This is a genomic window from Kitasatospora cystarginea, from assembly GCF_039533515.1.
In the GTDB taxonomy this organism is placed as follows: Bacteria; Actinomycetota; Actinomycetes; order Streptomycetales; family Streptomycetaceae; genus Kitasatospora; species Kitasatospora cystarginea.
The window spans coordinates 79,703-99,157 of the sequence record NZ_BAAATR010000013.1 but is presented as its reverse complement, the minus strand read 5'-3'; the positions used below and the strand labels follow the sequence as shown (position 1 = coordinate 99,157).

19 protein-coding genes and 1 riboswitch are annotated in these 19,455 nt (G+C 72.1%); of the genes, 6 read left to right on the top strand and 13 right to left on the bottom strand.

Annotation, left to right across the window (positions count from 1 at the left end; genetic code table 11):
• Window positions 1-4: 4 nt before the first annotated feature.
• Window positions 5-928, bottom strand: a complete 924-nt coding sequence (locus tag ABD369_RS16770) for a winged helix-turn-helix transcriptional regulator (protein WP_344637208.1) — start codon at window positions 926-928, stop codon at window positions 5-7.
• A gap of 96 nt (window positions 929-1,024) precedes the next feature.
• Between ABD369_RS16770 and ABD369_RS16765 the strand changes: the two genes are divergently transcribed.
• Complete coding sequence (locus ABD369_RS16765) at window positions 1,025-2,314, top strand: MFS transporter (RefSeq protein WP_344637207.1); 1,290 nt, start codon at window positions 1,025-1,027, stop codon at window positions 2,312-2,314.
• Between the two features lie 43 nt (window positions 2,315-2,357).
• Here the strand turns inward: ABD369_RS16765 and ABD369_RS16760 are convergent, their stop codons facing one another.
• Both ABD369_RS16760 and nicT read right to left on the bottom strand, forming a co-directional pair.
• Window positions 2,358-3,080 (bottom strand): isochorismatase family protein, encoded by a 723-nt coding sequence (locus ABD369_RS16760; protein WP_344637206.1) that lies wholly within the window; start codon window positions 3,078-3,080, stop codon window positions 2,358-2,360.
• A gap of 105 nt (window positions 3,081-3,185) precedes the next feature.
• A complete protein-coding gene (nicT, locus tag ABD369_RS16755) occupies window positions 3,186-4,283 on the bottom strand; it encodes a Nickel transporter NicT (RefSeq protein ID WP_344637288.1) in 1,098 nt (365 codons plus the stop codon).
• Between the two features lie 31 nt (window positions 4,284-4,314).
• Window positions 4,315-4,530, bottom strand: a riboswitch (cobalamin riboswitch).
• Between the two features lie 84 nt (window positions 4,531-4,614).
• Here nicT and ABD369_RS16750 point away from each other — a divergent pair.
• The 4 genes from ABD369_RS16750 (at window position 4,615) to ABD369_RS16735 (ending at window position 7,304) form a co-directional block, all read left to right on the top strand.
• Entirely contained in the window at window positions 4,615-4,977 is a 363-nt protein-coding gene (locus ABD369_RS16750) for an ArsR/SmtB family transcription factor (RefSeq protein ID WP_344637205.1), read from the top strand.
• 100 nt (window positions 4,978-5,077) lie between these two features.
• Window positions 5,078-5,821, top strand: a complete 744-nt coding sequence (locus ABD369_RS16745) for a TetR/AcrR family transcriptional regulator (protein ID WP_344637204.1) — start codon at window positions 5,078-5,080, stop codon at window positions 5,819-5,821.
• Window positions 5,822-5,909: 88 nt separating this feature from the next.
• Window positions 5,910-6,221 carry a hypothetical protein gene (locus ABD369_RS16740; protein ID WP_344637203.1) on the top strand — a complete coding sequence of 104 codons (312 nt, stop codon included), beginning with the start codon at window positions 5,910-5,912 and terminating at the stop codon, window positions 6,219-6,221.
• A gap of 15 nt (window positions 6,222-6,236) precedes the next feature.
• On the top strand, window positions 6,237-7,304 hold the full coding sequence (locus ABD369_RS16735) for a M14 family metallopeptidase (protein WP_344637202.1): 1,068 nt from the start codon (window positions 6,237-6,239) through the stop codon (window positions 7,302-7,304).
• A 168-nt stretch (window positions 7,305-7,472) separates the two neighbouring features.
• Here ABD369_RS16735 and ABD369_RS16730 read toward each other — a convergent pair whose 3' ends face one another.
• On the bottom strand, window positions 7,473-9,149 hold the full coding sequence (locus ABD369_RS16730; protein WP_344637201.1) for a peptide-N4-asparagine amidase: 1,677 nt from the start codon (window positions 9,147-9,149) through the stop codon (window positions 7,473-7,475).
• A gap of 154 nt (window positions 9,150-9,303) precedes the next feature.
• Window positions 9,304-10,236, bottom strand: coding sequence for a quinone oxidoreductase family protein (locus ABD369_RS16725; RefSeq protein ID WP_344637200.1), 933 nt, complete (start codon window positions 10,234-10,236; stop codon window positions 9,304-9,306).
• Between the two features lie 101 nt (window positions 10,237-10,337).
• On the opposite strand from ABD369_RS16725, the gene ABD369_RS16720 reads away from it, so the two are divergent.
• Window positions 10,338-10,772, top strand: coding sequence for a MarR family winged helix-turn-helix transcriptional regulator (locus tag ABD369_RS16720; protein WP_344637199.1), 435 nt, complete (start codon window positions 10,338-10,340; stop codon window positions 10,770-10,772).
• An 81-nt stretch (window positions 10,773-10,853) separates the two neighbouring features.
• Here the strand turns inward: ABD369_RS16720 and ABD369_RS16715 are convergent, their stop codons facing one another.
• The 8 genes from ABD369_RS16715 to mltG all read right to left on the bottom strand — a co-directional run bounded on the left by ABD369_RS16715 (window position 10,854) and on the right by mltG (window position 19,317).
• On the bottom strand, window positions 10,854-11,663 hold the full coding sequence (locus ABD369_RS16715) for an Fpg/Nei family DNA glycosylase (protein ID WP_344637198.1): 810 nt from the start codon (window positions 11,661-11,663) through the stop codon (window positions 10,854-10,856).
• 109 nt (window positions 11,664-11,772) lie between these two features.
• Window positions 11,773-12,597 carry an AAA family ATPase gene (locus tag ABD369_RS16710; RefSeq protein WP_344637197.1) on the bottom strand — a complete coding sequence of 275 codons (825 nt, stop codon included), beginning with the start codon at window positions 12,595-12,597 and terminating at the stop codon, window positions 11,773-11,775.
• 158 nt (window positions 12,598-12,755) lie between these two features.
• Window positions 12,756-13,196 (bottom strand): type II 3-dehydroquinate dehydratase, encoded by a 441-nt coding sequence (gene aroQ, locus ABD369_RS16705; protein ID WP_344637196.1) that lies wholly within the window; start codon window positions 13,194-13,196, stop codon window positions 12,756-12,758.
• Entirely contained in the window at window positions 13,193-14,281 is a 1,089-nt protein-coding gene (aroB, locus tag ABD369_RS16700; protein WP_344637195.1) for a 3-dehydroquinate synthase, read from the bottom strand. Before aroB ends, aroQ begins: the two co-directional genes overlap by 4 nt.
• Entirely contained in the window at window positions 14,278-14,793 is a 516-nt protein-coding gene (locus ABD369_RS16695; RefSeq protein WP_344637194.1) for a shikimate kinase, read from the bottom strand. Before ABD369_RS16695 ends, aroB begins: the two co-directional genes overlap by 4 nt.
• Entirely contained in the window at window positions 14,790-15,974 is a 1,185-nt protein-coding gene (gene aroC, locus ABD369_RS16690) for a chorismate synthase (protein WP_344637193.1), read from the bottom strand. Before aroC ends, ABD369_RS16695 begins: the two co-directional genes overlap by 4 nt.
• A gap of 197 nt (window positions 15,975-16,171) precedes the next feature.
• Entirely contained in the window at window positions 16,172-16,999 is an 828-nt protein-coding gene (locus ABD369_RS16685) for a shikimate dehydrogenase (RefSeq protein ID WP_344637192.1), read from the bottom strand.
• Window positions 17,000-17,430: 431 nt separating this feature from the next.
• Complete coding sequence (mltG, locus tag ABD369_RS16680; protein ID WP_344637191.1) at window positions 17,431-19,317, bottom strand: endolytic transglycosylase MltG; 1,887 nt, start codon at window positions 19,315-19,317, stop codon at window positions 17,431-17,433.
• Window positions 19,318-19,455: the final 138 nt, after the last annotated feature.

Genomic DNA, 19,455 nt, shown 5'->3' with positions numbered 1-19,455 from the left:
CCGTTCAGCGGGCCGACGGGCGGACGGCATGACCGGATCGAGTGGTCCCGGCGCGTCGCAGCGCCCGGACCGCGGCGAGCGCCGCCGTCACGCTGGCGGTGATGTCGGTGATCGGGTAGAGCACCTCGCGGATGACGCGGTCCCGGTCGGCCACCAGGGTGAGCCGCTTCAGCCGGGTGGTCCCGGCGGCCCGGACCGTGGGCAGGCGCAGTGCACCGGTGAAGCCGAAGGCGAGGTCGGAGAGCAGCGGGAAGCCGAGGCGTTCGGCCGCGGCGAATGCGCGCTGCTCGTCCGGTCGCTGCGTGGAGACGCCGTGCACGGCGGCGCCCGCTGCGGTGAACTCGGCGAGCCGGTCCCGGTAGGTCACCGACTCCAGGGTGCAGCCGGGCGCGCCGGGTACCGCGGACCAGCCGGGCGGGTAGGACTCGGGCCGGGCGAAGGCTCCGGGGAAGCAGTAGATGACGGTGGCGGGGGCGGCGGCGACGGGGTCGTGCGGCTCGCCGTCGGCGCCCGGGAGCAGCAGCTCGGGGATCCGGGTGCCGAGCAGGCCGTGTACGCGCTCCGCCTCCCGGGAGGCGTCGTTGGTGGTGGCCGTGGGCGTGCCGTCGCCCAGCAGCCAGCCGTCGCCCCAGTCCTGGAGGGCGACCAGTACCGGCAGCAGTGCCCGCCCGCGCGCGGTCAGCCGGTACTCGTGGCGCAGCGGCCGTTCCTGGTACGGCTCACGGGAGAGCACACCGGAGTCGACCAGCAGGCGCAGGCGTTCGGCGAGCACCTTCCGGGAGAGCCCGAGTTCCTGCTGGAACTGCTCGAAGCGGGCCAGTCCACGGGCCGCGTCGCGGACGATCAGCAGCGTCCAGCTGTCCCCCAGCACGTCGAGGGCCTGGGCGATCGCGCAGTTGGCGTCGTCCGGGCCGCCGCGCCGGACCATCTGGCCTCCTCGGGTGCGGTCGGGAACACCGTTGACCTTAGCTCCACCAGGCTGCCATAGTCAGTTTCCAGAAGGAACTGACTATGGGGGGCGACCGTGCGCGGCGGCACCGGGGACAGCGGGCGGAACGGCGGGGTGCTGCGGGCGGTGCCGAAGGTGGTCTGGCTGCTGGCGGCGGGGGCCTTCGTCAACATGGTGATGGCCTTCACCTTCGTCTACCTCTTCGTCTACCTGACCGGGCCGCGCGGTCTCAGCACGGCCGCGGCCGGGACCATCGCGGGGGTCGGCGGCATCGGCCTGGTGTCGGGCAACTTCACCGGTGGCTGGTTCGGGGACCGCTTCGGCCACCGCCGTACGCTGCTGGCCGGGTCCGCGGTCTCCGGGGCCGGACTGGTGGCCCTGCCGGTACTGCCGACGGCCGCGTTGCTGCTGGTGCTGCCGGTCTGCCAGTACGCGGCCGGGACGGTGCGCGCGGCCAACTCGGCGCTGGTGGCGGTGGCCGTACCGGCGGGGATGCGGCGGCAGGGCTTCGCGGTGATGCGGTTCGCGGCCAACGCCGGGTTCACCGTCGGGCCGCCGCTCGGCGCGCTGGTGGCGGCGCACTGGTCGTACGAGTGGCTGTTCCGCGCGGATGGCCTCGGGACACTGCTTTTCGCCGGGTACGTCGCACGGGTGGTGGCCGTCGACCGGCCGGGGATCCGGCGGGCCGCCACCGGGGGTGGGATGTGGGCGGCACTGCGGCAGCGGCCGGCGGTGCTGGTACTGCTGCCCGCGATCGTGGTGGTGGACACCGTCTACCGGCAGCAGTACTCGACCCTGCCGGTGTTCCTCGCCGACCACGGGATCGGTACCGGCGTGTACGGCGCGCTGCTGGCGATCAACGGCGGCGTGATCCTGCTGCTGGAGCTGGTGGTCACCGTTGCGCTGCGCGACCGGGCGCCGCTGCGGATCGTCGGCACCGGCCTGCTGCTGGTGGGCACGGGCTTCGCGGCGCTGGCCGCGGGGGCGTCGACCGGCACCGCGGTGGTGATGATGCTGCTGGTCACGGCGGGCGAGATCCTCTACAAGACCCCGGCGACCGCCTTCGTCGCGGACAGTGCGCCGCCGGAGTTCCAGGGCCGCTTCCAGAGCCTGTACGCCGGGGCCTCCACCAGCGGCACCGTGCTGGCGCCCCCGCTCGGCGGAGCGCTCTACCAGTCGGCGCCCGGCCTGCTCTGGCCGCTGTGCGCCTGCCTGGCCGCGCTGGCCGGGCTGGCCGTGTTCGCCGCCGCCCGCCTGCGCTCCGGGCTCGGTTCGACGGAGGTTGCGCGCCCGGCGAGTCCGGCGGACGCGGACCGGGCGTCGCGGGGCGAGGTGCTCGCGGCCGCCGAGGGTGAGCGGGACTAGCCGCCGGCGGGGCCCGCAAGGAGCACTCAACTCTGACTGCACGTCAAATAGCGTTGTCTGATTGCTCGTTCGGCACCAGCGCGAGCGGACCCGCGCTCTCGATCATGTCGAGCGCTTCCGACGTGGACCTGACGTCACCGAACGAGCGGTAGACGGTGTGCAGCGTGGCGTTGTGGTCCTGGTCGCAGCGGGCCGCGTTCGCGTCGGCGACCATGACGACCCGGTAGCCGAGGGTGGCCGCCTCACGGGCCGAGGACTCGCAGCAGACGTTGGTGACGGTGCCCGTGATCAGGACGGTGTCGATCCCGCGCCGCTCCAGCAGCCCGGGGAGATCGCAGCGGCCCGGGAAGAACGCGCCTGCGGCGGACTTCTCCACCAGCAGGTCGGCCGGGTGGACGGTGAACTCCGGCCACAGGCGCCCGGCGAGCGGCCCGCCACCGGCGGCACCGCGGAGGAGTCCGGCCGCCCGCAGGCCGTAGAACTCCTCAACCGCCGGCAGCCGCCCGTCCGCCGCGGGCACGACCCAGGCGACCGTGCCGCCGGCTGTCCGGAGTCCCTCGGCGAGGCGCGCGATGTTGGGCACGATGCCACGGCAGTACGGGTTCCCGGCCACGAAGAACGGCACCATGTCGACCACCACCAGCGCGGTGCGGGCCGGCACCAGCGACTGGTACGCGAAGCGGCGGCCGCGGCGCTCCTCGTGCCGGGCGTACTCCCGGCCCTCGATCCGCCAGTCGTGCGGCTTCGCCTCGGTCTCCGGCAGCACGAATCCCCCGATCCCCGGTCACGGCAGACCTCCAACCTACCTGGAAACCGGGCGAGTTGTACGTTGACCGGGGATCGGCGCGGCGCGGGTCGACCCGGGCCAGGTTCACGACCAGCGCTGCTCGACCTTGGCGAAGCGCCAGTAGCCGATCGCCGCGACCCAGACCACGAAGAACAGGCCGACGATCACGAACCCGACGTTGTCCAGACTCAGTCCGGCGATCCAGCCGGTCACCGGGTCGGTGAGGTCCAGCTTCTCGTGCAGGACACCGACCAGTTCGATGGTCCCGATGATGAAGGCGACCGCAATGGAGAGACCGGTGATGGTCAAGTTGTAGTACACCTTGCGGACCGGGTTGGAGAACGCCCACTGGTACGCGAAGTTCATGAAGGTGCCGTCGAGGGTGTCGAACAGGCTCATTCCGGCCGCGAACAGCAGGGGCAGGCAGACGATGGCGTACCAGGGCAGACCGGCCGCCGCGCCCGAACCCGCCATCACCATCAGGGTGACCTCGGTCGCGGTGTCGAAGCCGAGACCGAGCACCATGCCGACGGGGAACATCTGGCCGGGCCGGGTGATCGAGCGGGTGGCCCGGGAGAGGATCCGGTTCATCAGACCGCGCGAGTTGAGGTGCGCCTCCAGCTCGCGCTCGTCGTACTGGCCCGCGCGCATCGCCCGGAACACCTTCGCGATCCCCACCAGCGCGGCCAGGTTGAGCGCGGCGATCAGGTAGAGGAACACCCCTGAGGCGGTGGTGCCTATCATGCCGAGCACCTGGTGGGTCGTGGACTGGTCGTCCATCAGTGTCCCGGCCAACGCGGCACCGCCGGCCACCAGCGCCGCCATGATGACCACCATCGAGGAGTGGCCGAGCGCGAACCAGAAGCCCACCGAGACCGGGCGCTTGCCGTCGGCCATCAGCTTGCGGGTGGTGTTGTCGATGACGGCGATGTGGTCGGCGTCGAAGGCGTGCCGCATCCCCAGGGTGTACGCGGTCACGCCGAGGCCGATCCCGTAGACCTGGGTTCCGACCTGGTACTTCTCCGGCGCCACCAGGAGGATCAGGACTCCGAAGGCCAGCACGTGCATGGCCAGGATCACCGCCATCAGGCCGGCGGTCCGCACGGTGTCCTCGCGCTTCCAGCGGAAGGCGGGCAGGGCGGGGGCCGCCGCCGGAGCGGCTTCGGTTCTGGGCAGGGTCATCTGCGGGTCACGCTCCAGCACCTCGTGGATCCGTTCGTGAGATGCCGTGGCCGGTCTCCTGGCTGACGGGTCGAACGCACCCGCACCCGGCCTTCCCGGACGCGTTCTCGTCCAGTGGCCGCCCGTCCCTGGCGGGGGCGGGGATGATGCCGGTACTTCCCGATCACAGTGGCGAGGGCCGCTCCGGTCTGGGACTCCTGAGAGTCCGTCACCGGTCTTCCCGAGCACCACGGCGGGCACAACGGTAGGGGGCCGTACGGCACCACTGCAAGCCTGCACAGCTGTGCAGGTGTCGGGTATCACAGGTACCGCTGCTGCGAGAATGCCTGGCATGCATCTCGTCCCCGCCGACCGTGCCGACCGCAGGACCATCGACGGGCACCGGGTCTGCGAGGCGATCGCCGCGATCGGCGACACCGAGCACGTCCGGTCCTGGGCCGAACGCTTCGCCCTGCTCGCCGACCCCGGACGGCTCTCGCTGCTGCTCGCCCTCCACGAGACGGGACCGCTCGCCGTCACCGACCTCGCCGTCGCCACCGGCATGCGCGACCCGGCGGTCTCCCAGGCGCTGCGCCTGCTGCGCGCCGCCGGGCTGGTCAGCGGCGAGCGCGACGGGCGGATCATCCGCTACCGGCTGGTCGACCCCGCCGTCGCCGAGGTGCTGGCACACGGGGTGCTGGGCCACCGGGACTGAGCTGCGGTGTGCCCGATCCTCCCGACGGCCCGTGCGTAGCTTGTATCCTTCTGTTGTCAGCTGACGACCGATCCCCGCGGGCACGGCGAGGGAGGCGGAGATGGCAGCAGCGGAGCCCGACCGGGGCACTCCCGAGAAGCGCGGACGGCTGAGCCGGCCCCTGGTGCTCGCCGCGGCCGTCTCGCTGGTCGACCGGGAGGGGCTGGGCGCGCTCACCATGCGCCGGCTGGCCGCCGATCTGGGCGTGGAGTCGATGGCCATCTACCGCTACACGCCGGGCAAGGAAGCCCTGCTGGACGGCCTGGTGGAGGCCTACTTCGCCGAGGTGATCACCCAACTGCGGAGCTCGGCCGAGGCCACCGCGGCGGCCGGAGGCGGTCGGGCCTGGCGGGCGGAGCTACGCCGGATCGCCGGCGCCTTCGCCTCGGTGGCGCACGTCCACCCCGAGATCCTGCCGCTGGTGGCCACCCGCCCGCTGAGCGTCCCGATGGCCCGCCGCCCCGCCCCGGTGCTGCAGCTCACCGAGCATCTCCTCGCCGTGCTCGGCCGGGCCGGTTTCGACCACGCCACCTCGCTGATGATCTACCGGAGGTTCGTGGCCTGGAACCTGGGCTGCCTGCTGGTCGACAAGCGCCAGGTGATCGACGACCCCGACGAGCCGGACCCGATGCTGCGCCTGGGCCTGCACCGCCTGCCCGCCGACCGGTACCCGAGGCTGCGGGCGCTGGTCCCGCTGCTGGCGGACTACGACGACCAGGAGGAGCTGCTGGCCGGGCTGGACAGCCTGCTGAGTCGGATGCCCGACGCGCCCCTTGACTCGTTCTACGACGGAAGAGCACGCTGAAGATACAGCGTAAACATACGGAGTCACCCACACGCGGCGTCGTCGGCAGCGGAGCCGGACTCCGCGACGGCGCCCGGAAGAGGTCGCCATGTCCGATCGCGACAGAATTCTCCGGGTCCGCGTGACCGCGACGGATCCGACCGTCCTGCACACCCTCCTCCGCGAGAAGCGGCCCGACGTCGGCGGACGTCCCCACCGCGGTGCCGACCGGAGCATCAGCATCGAGGCGTACGTCTCCCCCGCCGAGGCCGAGGACCTCGAACGCGAGGGTGTCACGGTCCAGGTGATCGAGGACGCCACCGCCACCGGACGCGCCCGCCAGGCGGAGGTCGGCCGGGGCAACCGGTACGCGGTCGGCGAGCAGATCCCGCGCGGGCTGGGCCTCAAGGTGCACGACTGACCCGAGGAGGCCCAGATGTCGTACCTGAACACCACCGAGGTCGACTCCGCGGTGGTCAGCCTGTCCACCGCCTATCCCTCGCTCTGCCAGCTGGTCACCCTCCTGGAACCGTCGGTCGAGGGGAACACCTGCCACGCCCTGCGGATCGGCGCCGCCCCGACCGGCACCAGGGACTGCGCCGTGCTGATCGGCGGCGTGCACGCCCGAGAATGGGGCAGCTGCGAGATCCTGGTCCACCTCGCCGCCGACCTGCTGGAGGCGTACCACACCGGTACCGGCCTGGGGTACGGCGCCACGAGCTTCAGCTCGGCACAGGTGCGGACCGTGCTGGAGGGCATGGACCTGGTCGTCTTCCCGCTGGTCAACCCGGACGGGCGGCACTACAGCCAGACCGTGGACCCGATGTGGCGAAAGAACCGCAACCCCGCCTACTCGCACGGCCCTTCCTGCGTCGGCGTCGACATCAACCGCAACTACGACTTCCTGTTCGACTTCACCACCGCCTTCGCCCCGCACTCGGGGGTCCAGGTCTCCGAAGACGCGTGCGACTACCAGGTGTTCCACGGGCCGGCCGCCTTCTCCGAACCCGAGACCCGCAACGTCCGCCGCCTGCTGGACTCCTACCCCCGCACCCGGTGGTTCGTCGATGTGCACAGCTACTCCGAGGACATGCTCTACGTCTGGGGCGACGACCAGGACCAGTCCACCGACCAGACCATGACCTTCCGGAACCCCGCCTTCGACGGGCAGCGCGGGCTCGCGGCCGACAGGTACGGGGAGTTCATCGCCAAGGACGACTTCGACACCTCGGTGCTGCTCGCCCAGCGGTTCTGCCAGGGGTTGCAGGGCGTCCGCGGCACCGCGTACACGCCGAAGGCCGGCTACGACCTCTACCCGACCAGCGGGACCAGCGACGACTACGCCTACTCCCGGCACCTCGTCGACCCGTCCAAGGGCAAGGTCTTCGCTTACACCATCGAGTGGGGCACCGAGTTCCAGCCGCCCTGGTCGGAGATGTCGGAGATCATCAAGGAGGTCGACGCCGGCCTGGTGCGGTTCTGCCTGGCAGCCCTGCAGCCGTGACGGCCCGACCGGCACGGCGTCGCTGCCCGACCGGCACGGCGGTGACGGCCCGACCGGCACGGCGTCGCTGCCCGACCGGCACGGCGGTGACGGGCCGACCGGCACGGCGGCCCCGGTCGACCGTCGCAGGTCTTCCGGGGCCGCGGCTCGGTGCCGGGTGGCGGCCGCTCAGCCGCCGTTCACCGGCCAGCCGTCACGGGTGGTGACGGTGCGCTCGTACGGGCCGTCGGGGCCGCTCGCCCGGTAGCTCTCGGTGGATTCGGCGGTCCGGACGGTGGAGTCGCCGCTGTGCCGGTGGGCGCTCGGGCTCAGGGTGTGGTCGACGCTCGCGCGGGAGGTGGTGTGGGCGCCGGTGGCCGTGGTGTCGACCCGGTGGTAGCCGAGTTGCATGGCGGCGCGCTGGTCGGAGTTCCCTACGGAGTCCGAGGTGCTGCGGTAGGTCACGTCCAGCGGCTCGGCCTCGTACGCGGTGCGGACCCGGTGCGGGCCGCCGCCCCAGTTGGACGTGGTGCGGGTCAGGTCCGCGTTGTTGTGCAGCACCAGATCGTTGCCCTGGTCGGCCAGCCGCTGCCCGGACCGGAAGCTCAGGTCGTCGCGGACCTCGGTGGTGACCCGGCCGTGTGAGGTCTGCACCCAGCCCCGGGCGAGGTCGTGGCGGGTCGCGGTGACCTGCCAGGCGCCGCTGCCGCCGCCCTGGTCGTCCAGCGAGGTGGCGACGGCGGCCTCGGGGGCGACCCGGTAGTCGGTCAGTGCGCCGCTGGTACGGGTGCTGCCATGGTCCACCGTGGCGAACAGGTTGACCTGACCGGTCCAGGCGTCGTTGCTCTGCTTCTCGGCCTGGTTGACCGTGATCGAGACCGAGTGCGGGCGGCCGTCCAGCAGCAGCCCGACGTACGGGGTGAGGTCCACCTGGTAGGCGGGCAGGTCGAAGGCGAAGATGCCCGGGATCGGCCGCCAGAGCAGCGGCTCCCATCCGCCGGTGTAGATCACCGGGTACGGCCAGACCGTCCCGGCGACCCGGCCGTCCACCGCGATCCGCAGCTCACGGAACGGTCCCTTGCCGCAGTAGCCGAGACCCGGGTTCCTGGCCACGAAGTCGTCCGGCGCGGCGGCGTACGCGAACTCCTCGCAGGCGCCGCCGCCCCTGGCGTACACCTCGGCGGTCAAGCGCTCCAGGTTGGCCGGGAAGACCAGGTCCCCGGCAGCGGTCGGCGCGGCCTGGGTGAGGCTGAAACCGCCGGTGGTGAGCAGCCGGTCGGCCTGCTCGCTGGCCGGCCAGGCGGCGTTCGCGGTGTAGTAGGTGACGGTGGCCGAGAGGGTGAAGACCCCGGTGTAGGTGGAGTCGGTGACGTTGGCCAGGTCGAACTCGAAGGGCTGCGGGGTGGTCAGCAGCGGTGCGTAACGGGTGAGATCGTGCTCGACCCGCCACTCGATGCCGTCCTGGGAGGGCTCGGGGGTGGAGGACATCATCACCTCGACACCGCCGACCCGGACGGTGAAGAGCCGGTCGAACTGCCGCCCGGCGACCTGCCCGTGCAGGTCGAGCACCACCTTCGACCAGGGGCCCGCGCAGTCGGCGGGCGGGGTGAGCTGTCCGACGTACGGGGTGTCCGGCGGGTTGCCGTACCCGTTGCGGAACTGCCGGTCGTGCATCACCTCGACCGCGCAGGACTTGGTGGTGGGCCGCTTCAGCGGCTGGGTGACGCTGAACGGGTCGTGGTAGTCGGTGCCGAAGTCGGCGCGGGCCGGAACACCGGCCGTCAGGATGCCGACCAGGGCGAGCAGCGCGGCGAGCAGCAGCCGGGCGGCTCGGCGGGGTATTCGGAGTGCGGAGTGCGCTGACAATGCCCTCGACCTCGATTCTCACCGCCGGGGCCGCCGACGGACGCTGACGGCCCGTCACCGCGAGCGAGCCATCGGGCATCCTTCAGGCGGTGAGTTGGACCTGTCAAGGGTCCGTGGGGTCCTGCCCGGCCCCCGGCGGAGGACGCGGCGCGCATCAGGACAGGTCCAGCAGCACCTTGCCCAGGTTGGCCCGATCGGCCAGCGCCCGGGCCGCCTCAGCCGCCCGCTCCAGCGGGAAGGAGACCGAGACCGGCCGCAGCGCCCCGTCCGCGAGAAGCGTCCACAGCTCCTTGCGGTAGTCCTCGATCAACTCGGGCCGCAATCGGGAGAGTTCACGCATCGACAGTCCAACGGCGGTGTGCATACCGCGCAGCAGTGCGCCTGCGTCCAGCGTGCCGCCCGCACCGCTGTTGACGACCAACCGGCCGAACGGCACCAGGGCCTCGGCCGTCCGCCGGAGCACCTCGCCGCCGACGCTCTCGACCACCAGGTCGACCGGCGCACCCCAGTCGGCGTCCTGGTAGCGGACCACCTCGTCGGCGCCCAGCGAGCGGACGAAGTCCGCCTTCGCCGCCGAACCGACCGCCGCGACCACCCGCCCCGCGCCGAGCGCCCGGGCCAGCTGGACGGCGAGGTGGCCGACCCCGCCCGCGGCGGCGGTGATCAGCACCGACTCGCCCCGCTCCAGCCGTCCGGCGCGCAGCGCGGCGAGCGCGACCAGGCCGCTGCGGACGACCGCGAGGGCGTCGGCCGCGCCGACCTCCTCGGGAACCGGTGTGACCAGGGCCGGCTGGACCGTGACCAGCTCGGCGTACACGTCCTGGAAGGCCAGCCCGCCGACCCGGTCGCCCACCCGGTACTCCGCAACCCCCTCGCCGACGGCCACCACCCGGCCGACCACGTCTCCGCCCGGGCAGTGCGGCAGCGGGACTTCGCCGAAGCCGTTCAGCACCTTGAGGACCGGCAGGGTGAGACCGGCCGCCTCGGCGCGCAGCAGCAGCTCGCCGGGGCCTGCCACCGGCTCGGGCGCCTCGCCCGGGCGGAGCGCCGAGGGGCCGTCGTAACCGTGCATGTTGACCTTGCGCATGGACGCACCTTTCATTGGGGCCACCAACGCTTCATTGGCGAGACCAACGATAGGGGTAAATCCATGGGGATGTCCAACGTTTTGGCGATAGGATTCCTGACATGAACGACCCCGCACTCAGCCGCCTGCAGACCCTGCCGAGCTGGCTGCTCGGCCGCGCCGCCGCCCTCGGTCACCGCCTGGTGGCCGAGCACCTCGCCGAGGCCGAGCTGCGGCTGCCGCACCACGCCGTGCTGTGTGCGGTCGCCGAGTACGAGCCGGTCGCCCAGGCCGAGTTGGCGCGGACGGTGAAGATCGACCCCAAGGACGTGGTCACCGTCCTCAACGAACTGCAGGCCCGCGAACTCGTCACCCGCACCCGGGACCCGAAGGACGCCCGGCGGAACCTGATCACCCTCTCCGCCGCCGGACGCGAACTGCTGCGCCGCACGGAGACCCTCGGCGAGCAGGCCAACGCCGAACTCGTCGCCCCGCTCGGCCCGGCCGAGCGCGAGCAGCTGGGCGTCCTGCTCCAGCGCGTCATCAGCGACCGCTGAGAAGCCCTGCGGGCGGCCCTTCGGGGGCTGGCCTTCGGGGGCACGCGGGACCAGGCGCGCCGGAGGCCAGCCCCTGCCGGGCTAGCGCTGCTGGCAGGTGGGACACCAGAAGAGGTTGCGCGCGGCGTGCGTCTCGGTGCGCACCTCAGTGCCGCAGACCAGGCAGGGCATCGCGGCCCGGCGGTAGACGTAGACCTCCCCGCCGTGGTCGTCCACCCGGGGCGGGCGCCCCATCGCCTCGGGCGTGTGCTCCGGCCGGACGGTGTCGATCCGGCCCGCGCCGACGCCCTCCCGCATCAGGGCGACCAGATCCGCCCAGATCGCGTCCCACTCGGCGCGCGACAGCTCGCGCCCGGGCCGGTGCGGGGCGATCCCGAGCCGGAACAGCACCTCGGCGCGGTAGACGTTGCCGACCCCGGCCAGCACCTTCTGGTCCATCAGCAGCGCGGCTATCGTCGTACCGCTGCCGGAGATCCGCCGCCAGGCGGCGTCCGGATCGGCGTCCGGCCGCAGCGGATCGGGGCCGAGCCGCCGGTGGACGGCCGCCTTCTCGGCAGGGGTGCGCAGCTCGCAGGTGTTGGGGCCGCGCAGGTCCGCGTACGCGTCGTCGTTCTCCATCCGCAGCCGGACCAGGTCGACGGGGTCGGGGGCCGGGCCGGTGCCGAAGGTGAAACCGCCGTACAGACCGAGGTGGATGTGCAGCCAGGCGCCCTCCTCGAAGCCGAGGAACAGGTGCTTCCCGTGCGCCTGGGCCTCCGTCAGGACCTGCCCGTCGATCAGCTTCGCACCGTCGGCGAACCGGCCCTGCGGGCTGGACACCCGGGCCGGGCGCTGCCCGAAGACCCTGGTGTTCTCGATGGCGAGACGGTGGATGATGTGGCCTTCCGGCACGGGCGCGGCTCCCCCGATAGGTCCGTTGCGACCTTCCAATCATCGCAGCCCCCACCGACAGCGGGAACGCCCCGCCGGCCCCGGAACGGCCGGCCCCGGAAGCGGCCGGTCAGCGCGGGTTGAGATGGTTGACGATCACCCGGTCCAGTGCGGCCGCCGTCTCGCTGACGTCGAGCTGCGAGTTGTCGATGATCGGCAGGCCGGAGTTGTACCAGCCGGCCATCCGACCGTGGATCCGGGCCACCTCGTCGTCGCTCAGCCGCCGGTTGCCGCTGCGCCGGGCGTTGCGCGCCAGCACCGAGTCCAGTCCGGGCAGCAGCACGACCGGGATCATCCCCGGCCCGATGTGCCGCCGCCAGCCGCCCAGGCCGATGGCCGGCCGGTCCGGGAAGACGGCGTCGTCGATGATGCAGGAGATGCCGTTGGCCAGGTAGTTGCGGCAGGCGAACCCGCAGGTGCGGCGGGCCAGCCGGTACTGGGCCTCGGAGGCGTTGTTCCAGCCGGACTGCGGGTTGGCGAAGCCGGACTGCACCCACTCCCGCACGTCGTCCAGGCTGATGTGCGCGGTCGGGGTCGGCCGGCGCTCCGCCCACTGCCGGGCCACGGTGGTCTTGCCCGCACCGGCGGGCCCGATCAGCAGCACGGCGATCGGCCCGGTGGCGGCGTGCAGCGGCGGTGGCGGGGGAAGCTGCACGGGGGCGCCGTGCGGCAGCGTGAAGTGCCCGGTCGCCCCGCCCGACGGCACCACGGTCAGCGGCACCGTCGACCGCGAGGCGTACGGCTGTGCCGCGGGCTGCGGCTGCGGGTGCGGCGGCAGGTAGGGCTGCGGGTACGCGGAAGGCTGCTGCGGAGCTCCGGCCTGCGGGTACGACCGATGCCCGCCCGTCGGCCCCTCCGGGCGGACGTTCGGCGGTGCCACCGGTCGCGGCGGCACCTGTCCTCCCCCTGCGTACTGCGTCACTGGCACCTCCCAAGCGGCGACACTACACGTCGGCCCGGCGGCGGGCACAGTCCGCCGCCGGGCCGGTGAGCTGCTGATCAACCGCAGGTCAGCCGCGGATCAGCGGCCGGTGGGCCACCGTTGACCAGGTGTCAGCGGGTGGTGAGCTGCTCGGCGATGGCGCGCAGCGCCAGCTCGTACGAGCCCAGGCCGAAGCCCGCGATGGTACCGGAGGCGACCGCGGCGATCACCGAGGTGTGCCGGAACTCCTCGCGCGCGTACGGGTTGGAGATGTGCACCTCGATCATCGGTGCGGTCCGTTGGGCGGCGGCGTCGCGCATCGCGTACGAATAGTGCGTGAACGCACCCGGGTTGATCACGACGGGCGTGCCCTCGTCCGCGGCCTGGTGCAGCCATTCGACCATCACCTGCTCGGAGTTGGTCTCCCGCACCTCGACCTCGAAGCCGAACTCCTTGCCGAGCGCCGTGCAGCGCTCGACCAGCCCGGAGTACGAGGTCGCGCCGTACACGTCCGGCTCCCTGCTGCCGAGGCGGCCGAGGTTGGGGCCGTTGAGCACGATGACGCGGGTCATCGCGACACCTCCGTGTAGGCGGCGACCAGCAGGGACGGGTCAGGACCCTCCAGGATGGAGGTCTTGCCGAGGCCGTCCAGGACGACGAAGCGCAGCAGGTCACCGCGCGACTTCTTGTCGATCCTCATGGCGTCCAGCAGCTTCGGCCAGGCGTCCGCGCGGTAGGTCAACGGCAGGCCGACCGAGGCCAGCACCGTGCGGTGGCGGTCGGCCGTGGCGTCGTCCAACCGCCCGGCCAGGCGGCCGAGTTCGGCGGCGAAGACCATGCCGATGGAGATCGCCGCACCGTGCCGCCACTTGTAGCGCTCATTGCGCTCGATGGCGTGGCCCAGCGTGTGGCCGTAGTTGAGGATCTCCCTGCGGCCGGCCTCCTTGAGGTCGCCGGAGACGACGTCGGCCTTGACCTGGATGGCCCGCCGGATCAGCTCCAGGGTGTGCGGCCCGGCCGGGGTGGTGGCGCCCTCGGGGTCGGCCTCGATCAGGTCCAGGATGACCGGGTCCGCGATGAAGCCGGCCTTGATCACCTCGGCCAGGCCGGAGACGTAGTCGTGCTTGGGGACGGTCTCCAGGGTCGCCAGGTCGGCCAGCACGCCGATGGGCGGGTGGAAGGCCCCGACCATGTTCTTGCCCTCGGCGATGTTGATGCCGGTCTTGCCGCCGACCGCCGCGTCCACCATGCCGAGCAGCGTGGTGGGCATGGAGATCCAGCGCACCCCGCGCAGCCAGGTGGCCGCGACGAAGCCCGCCAGGTCGGTGGTGGCACCACCGCCCAGTCCGACGATCACATCGCTGCGGGTGAACCCCGTCTGGCCGAGCACCGACCAGCAGTACGCGGCGACCTCGACGCTCTTGGCGTCCTCGGCGTTGGGCACCTGGAGGACGATCGCCTCGTAGCCCTCGCCCAGCAGGTCCTCACGGATCACGTCGGCGGTCGCGGTCAGCGCCTCCGGGTGGATGACCGCCACCCGCTTCGCCTTGGTTCCGATCGACTTGCCGAGCTCACCGAGCAGTTGGCGGCCGATCAGCACGTCGTACGGGTCGTGGCCGGCGCTGCCACCGACGTGGATGGTGACGGTGTCCGTCATGGGTTCTTCAGCTCCAGTGCTTCGAGTACGGCGTCGGCGACCTGCTCCGGTGTGCGCCCCTCGGTGTCCACCACGGCGGTGGCCACCTCCAGGTACAGCGGACGGCGGGCTTCCATCAGCTCGCGCCAGCGGGCGCGCGGGTTGACGGCGAGCAGCGGGCGCGGCGCGTCCAGGCCGACCCGCTTCACGGCGTCACCGAGGGCGACCTCCAGGAGGACCACCGGGAGCGGCGCCAGCAGCTCACGGGTGGACTCGGCCATGACCGCGCCGCCACCGAGGGCGAGCACACCGTCGTGGGTCTCGGCCGCCGCGCGGACGGCCCGCACCTCCAGCTCGCGGAAGTGCGGCTCGCCCTCGTCGATGAAGATCTCCGGGATCGGCTTGCCCGCCAGCTGCTCGATGTCGGCGTCGGTGTCGCGGAAGGCGACACCGAGCCGCTCGGCGAGCAGGCGGCCGACCGTGCTCTTGCCGGACCCGGGCGGGCCGACCAGCACGACTACCGGACCGGTCATCGGACGATCAGGTGGTCGAGGTAGCCCTGCACGTTGCGGCGGGTCTCGGTGACGTTGTCCCCGCCGAACTTCTCGTTCACCGCGTCGGCGAGCACCAGCGCGACCATCGCCTCCGCGACGATCCCGGCGGCCGGGACGGCGCAGACGTCCGAACGCTGGTGGTGCGCCTTGGCCGGCTCGCCGGTACGGACGTCCAGGGTCCGCAGCGCGCGCGGGACGGTGGCGATCGGCTTCATCGCGGCGCGCACCCGCAGCAGCTCGCCAGTGGACAGACCGCCCTCGGTACCACCGGAGCGGCCGGAGGTACGCCGGACGCCCTCGGGGGTCGGGACGATCTCGTCGTGCGCCTCGGAACCGGGGATCCGGGCCAGCTCGAAACCGTCCCCGACCTCGACGCCCTTGATCGCCTGGATGCCCATCAGCGCGGCCGCCAGCCGGGCGTCCAGCCGGCGGTCCCAGTGCACGTGCGAGCCGAGCCCCACCGGCACGCCGTACGCCAGCACCTCGACCACACCGCCCAGGGTGTCGCCGTCCTTGTGCGCCTGGTCGATCTCGGCGACCATCGCGGCGGAGGCCTCCGGGTCCAGGCAGCGCACCGGGTCGGCGTCCAGCTTCGCCTCGTCGGAGGGCTTCGGCAGCACCCCGGCCGGGGCCTTGGCCGAGGCCAGCTCGACCACGTGCGAGACGATCTCGATGCCGCAGGTCTCCTTGAGGTAGGAGCGGGCGACGGTGCCGAGCGCGACCCGGGCGGCCGTCTCCCGGGCGGAGGCGCGCTCCAGGATCGGGCGGGCCTCGTCGATCGAGTACTTCTGCATCCCGGCCAGGTCGGCGTGGCCCGGACGGGGACGGGTGAGCGCCTCGTTGCGGGCCAGACCCGCCAGCACCTCGGGGTCGACCGGGTCGGCCGACATCACCTGCTCCCACTTGGGCCACTCGGTGTTGCCCACCATGATCGCAACCGGGCTGCCCATGGTCAGCCCGTGCCGGACGCCGCCGAGGAAGGTGACCTCGTCCTGCTCGAACTTCATCCGGGCCCCACGGCCATAGCCGAGCCGCCGACGGGCCAACGCGTCGGCCACCATCCCGGTGGTCACCGGCACACCGGCCGGCAGGCCCTCCAGCGTCGCGACCAGTGCGGGGCCGTGCGACTCCCCCGCCGTCAGCCAGCGCAACGTACCCAACGGACCTCCTTCGTCAGCGGCCCGGTCCGCAGTTCGCGGCTACGGCCCGGCCGGGTGTTCCATCCGACGGGCCGAAGTGGGCCCGTCCTACAGGACTGATCCTTTCACGTCGTCCCCGCACAAAGGGCCACAGTCCGGAGAGCGGACACCGCTGCGGACACCCCGCCGCCGGCGTCGGCCGCCCACCGTCATCCGGCTCAGTTCCCGGCGAGCGCCGCCTCCCCGGCCGCACGCATCGCGGCCAGCGGGCCCTCGGAGACACCGGTGAACTGCTCGAACTGGAGCACCGCCTGGTGTACCAGCAGGTCAAGACCGCCCAGCACCGTCGAACCCCGCTCCGCACAGGCCGCGACCAGCCTGGTCGGCCACGGGTGGTACAGCACGTCGAACAGCGCTCCGGGCCGCTCGGGGATCGCATCGGCGAAGTGGTCGGTCGCCCCGGCCGGGGTCGTGGAGACGGTCAGCGGCGCCGCCAGCGCCTGTGCCCCGTGCTCCCAGTCGGCGGTCCGCACGCTCAACCCGAGCCGCTCGCCGAGCGAGCGCATCTCGGCGGCCCGCTCGGCGCTGCGCACGTACGCCGTCACCTCGCCGTCGCACACCTGGGCCAGCGCCGCCAGCGCGGAGGACGCGGTGGCGCCCGCGCCGAGCACGGCGGCGCTCTCCACCCGCTCGATCCCCCGCTCGCGCAGCGCGTTCACCAGGCCCGGCACATCGGTGTTGTCCCCGCTGCGCCGCCCCTCCGGGTGGAACACCACGGTGTTCACCGCGTCCACGGACAGCGCCGTCGCGCTCACCTCGTCCAGCAGCGGGATGACCGCCCGCTTCAACGGCATGGTCAGCGACAGCCCGGCCCACTCCGGCCCCAACTCCCCCACGAAGGCGGCCAGCCCGTCCTCACCCACCTCGAACCGGTCGTACCGCCAGTCGTCCAGCCCGAGCGCCGCGTACCCGGCCCGATGCAGCACGGGCGACAGCGAGTGCGCGATCGGCGAACCGAGCACGGCGGCCCGGTGGTAGGTCCTCACGTGGGTTCCCCATTCCGTGCCTGATCCGGCCAACTCCGAACGGAGAACCGGACAATCCCCAGGTTTCGGCAAAGACAGCAGGTGGAGAGGGAGCCAGGCTCCGGGCGGCACTTCCGCCAGGCCAGTACCGACAACCTCGCAAGGAGCAACTATGTCACGCTTCGTCCGCGCGACCGCCGCGGCCGCGACGACCCGTCGTTCTCTACGCCGGCGGCCGCCGATGGCAGCCTCGCCCGTCGGCTCGCGACCAGCAACCAGGGAGAGGCCCTGGAGGCCCTGCAACTGAGCGCCGACTCGGGCTTCTTGAACAAGACCGACTCCATGCCGCGCTGCCACCGGCGAATATCCGTACCCGCCGACCGTCATGTCAGGTCGGCGGGTACGGCATCAGCGCCTCGCGGGTGCCGACCTCGCCCTCGGGGCCGTCCGTGTCAGCTCTTGCACATACCGCGCACGGGGTCGAAGCCCTTGCCACGGGCCGTGCAGTACTCCTGGACGTTCTTCTTGTGCTCGTCGAAGGTGGTCGCGAAGCGGGTCTCGGTCGGGGACATCGCGATCCAGTACGCCCAGTCGCCCGGGGTCGGGTTCAGCGCCGCCTTGATGGCGTCGTCGCCCGGGTTGCTGATCGGACCGGGCGGCAGGCCGTGGTTGACGTAGGTGTTGTACGCCAGCGACTTGTCGCCGATCTCCTTGTCCGACATCGTCGTACGGCCGAGCTGGTACTGGAGCGTGGTGTCCATGCCCAGGTAGGTGTTGCTCTTCAGCCGGTTGGCGACGACTCGGGCCATCTTGCCGAAGTCCGCCGAGTTGTTGCCCTCGGCCTGCACGATGCTGGCCTCGATGAGCACCTGGTAGCCGTCCTTCACACCGGCCTGCTGCGCTCCGGCGTCCAGGTTGAGCTGCTTGAAGTGGTCGACAGCCGTCGAGACCATCTGCTTGAGCAGGTCCTCGGGCTTCATGCCGTCGGTGACCGAGTACTTGGTCGGGTAGAGGAAGCCCTCGATGTTGCCGTGGGCGTAGTCCGGCAGGCCGAGCTCGTTGACCTTGTCCTTGGCGACGCCTGCCGTGGTGCCGTTGGGGAGCTTCAGCTTGGCGTCGATCTTCGCGTAGATGTCGACGGCCTTCTTGCCCTCGGGGATGGTGAGCGCGTTGCCGCCGTTGGAATCGACCATCTTGGCCACCGCGGCCGCAGCCGACATCTGGTGGGCGAGGGTGTAGGTACCGGGCTGGATCGAGGCACCCTTGGGGTTCTTGCCGACCGCGTTGACGAACGCCCCGATGCTCTTGACCACGTCGGCGTCCTTGAGTGCCTGGCCCATCGCCTGACCGGAGTCGCCGGTCTTGATCTCCACGTTCACCGAGCCGCTGCCGTCGCCGCTGTAGTCCGGCGGCGGACCGAAGTGCGTCTGGTAGAAGCCGTAACCCCACCAGCCCGCACCGGCGGTGGCACCGAGCAGGCAGACCGCGACGATCAGGCAGGCACCGCGGTTGCGGCGGCCCTCCTTCTTGCCCTTCTCCTTGCGCTTGCGATCGGACTCCCGGGTCTCCGGCTCCTCGTCACCGCCGAAGAGGGACGGACGGTCCTCCTCGACCGCATCGGCGTCCTCGGGATGCCCGTCGTGGAGCTCGTCGTCCACCCACTCCTCGACGGCCGGCTCGGCCGCCGGGGCGTCGAGCGCGGCGGCCTCGGCCTCCCAGTCGATCCCGTCCGGACCCGGGCCCGCGGGCCGCGGTACGCGCGGAGACTGCGGGGCCTGGGGAGCCTGCGGCTGGCGGACGGGCTGTCCCGGCTGCGGCATCTGCTGCTGCGGGAACTGCTGCCCTGGCTGCCCGAGTTGCCCGGTCTGCCCCATTTGCCCCGGCTGCCCGGGCTGCCCCTGCGGCATGAACTGCTGCGGTACCGCCTGCTGCTGGACCTGCTGGGCCATCTGCTGCGGCATCTGCTGCTGCGGGTAGCCGAACTGGTCGTACTGCCCGCCGCCCTGCACGAACTGGCCCTGCTGCTGTGCCTGTTGCATCATCTGCTGCTGGACGTTGAACTGCTGGCCGCCGAGCGTCTGGCCGCCCTGCTGCTGCGCCTGCGGGACCTGCTGCCCGTACTGGTCCTGCTGCCAGCCCTGCTGCTGCGGGAAACCCTGCTGGACGAACTGGGCCTGGTCGAACTGCTGGCCCTGCTGCTGTTGGGGCACCTGCTGCCAGGCCCCGGTCTGCTGGTGCTGCTGCGGCATCTGCTGCTGCTCCTGGCCGCCGTATCCAGGGTCGCCTGGGTGCCACGGCTGCGCGCCCTGGGGCTGGTAGCCCCCGCCCAGATCAGTCATCGAACCCCTTATGCCAACCGACAGGACAGAGCCGACCGCGCCCACTGGCCGGCCGCCCGGGAGTTGGTCCCGGTGACTCCTCGAACCGGCGTGCTAGCGCAACGCCCGGGGGAAGACGTTACCGTACCGCAGCAAACC

What these genes read in the sequence shown, in the direction of transcription:
- ABD369_RS16735 (WP_344637202.1), top strand. Translation starts at nt 6,237, where the DNA reads ATGTCGTACCTGAACACCACCGAGGTCGACTCCGCGGTGGTCAGCCTG.
- ABD369_RS16740 (WP_344637203.1), top strand. Translation starts at nt 5,910, where the DNA reads ATGTCCGATCGCGACAGAATTCTCCGGGTCCGCGTGACCGCGACGGAT.
- nicT (WP_344637288.1), bottom strand. Translation starts at nt 4,283, where the DNA reads ATGACCCTGCCCAGAACCGAAGCCGCTCCGGCGGCGGCCCCCGCCCTG.
- ABD369_RS16750 (WP_344637205.1), top strand. Translation starts at nt 4,615, where the DNA reads ATGCATCTCGTCCCCGCCGACCGTGCCGACCGCAGGACCATCGACGGG.
- aroB (WP_344637195.1), bottom strand. Translation starts at nt 14,281, where the DNA reads ATGACGGACACCGTCACCATCCACGTCGGTGGCAGCGCCGGCCACGAC.
- ABD369_RS16720 (WP_344637199.1), top strand. Translation starts at nt 10,338, where the DNA reads ATGAACGACCCCGCACTCAGCCGCCTGCAGACCCTGCCGAGCTGGCTG.
- aroQ (WP_344637196.1), bottom strand. Translation starts at nt 13,196, where the DNA reads ATGACCCGCGTCATCGTGCTCAACGGCCCCAACCTCGGCCGCCTCGGC.
- ABD369_RS16695 (WP_344637194.1), bottom strand. Translation starts at nt 14,793, where the DNA reads ATGACCGGTCCGGTAGTCGTGCTGGTCGGCCCGCCCGGGTCCGGCAAG.
- ABD369_RS16745 (WP_344637204.1), top strand. Translation starts at nt 5,078, where the DNA reads ATGGCAGCAGCGGAGCCCGACCGGGGCACTCCCGAGAAGCGCGGACGG.
- ABD369_RS16725 (WP_344637200.1), bottom strand. Translation starts at nt 10,236, where the DNA reads ATGCGCAAGGTCAACATGCACGGTTACGACGGCCCCTCGGCGCTCCGC.
- ABD369_RS16770 (WP_344637208.1), bottom strand. Translation starts at nt 928, where the DNA reads ATGGTCCGGCGCGGCGGCCCGGACGACGCCAACTGCGCGATCGCCCAG.
- mltG (WP_344637191.1), bottom strand. Translation starts at nt 19,317, where the DNA reads ATGACTGATCTGGGCGGGGGCTACCAGCCCCAGGGCGCGCAGCCGTGG.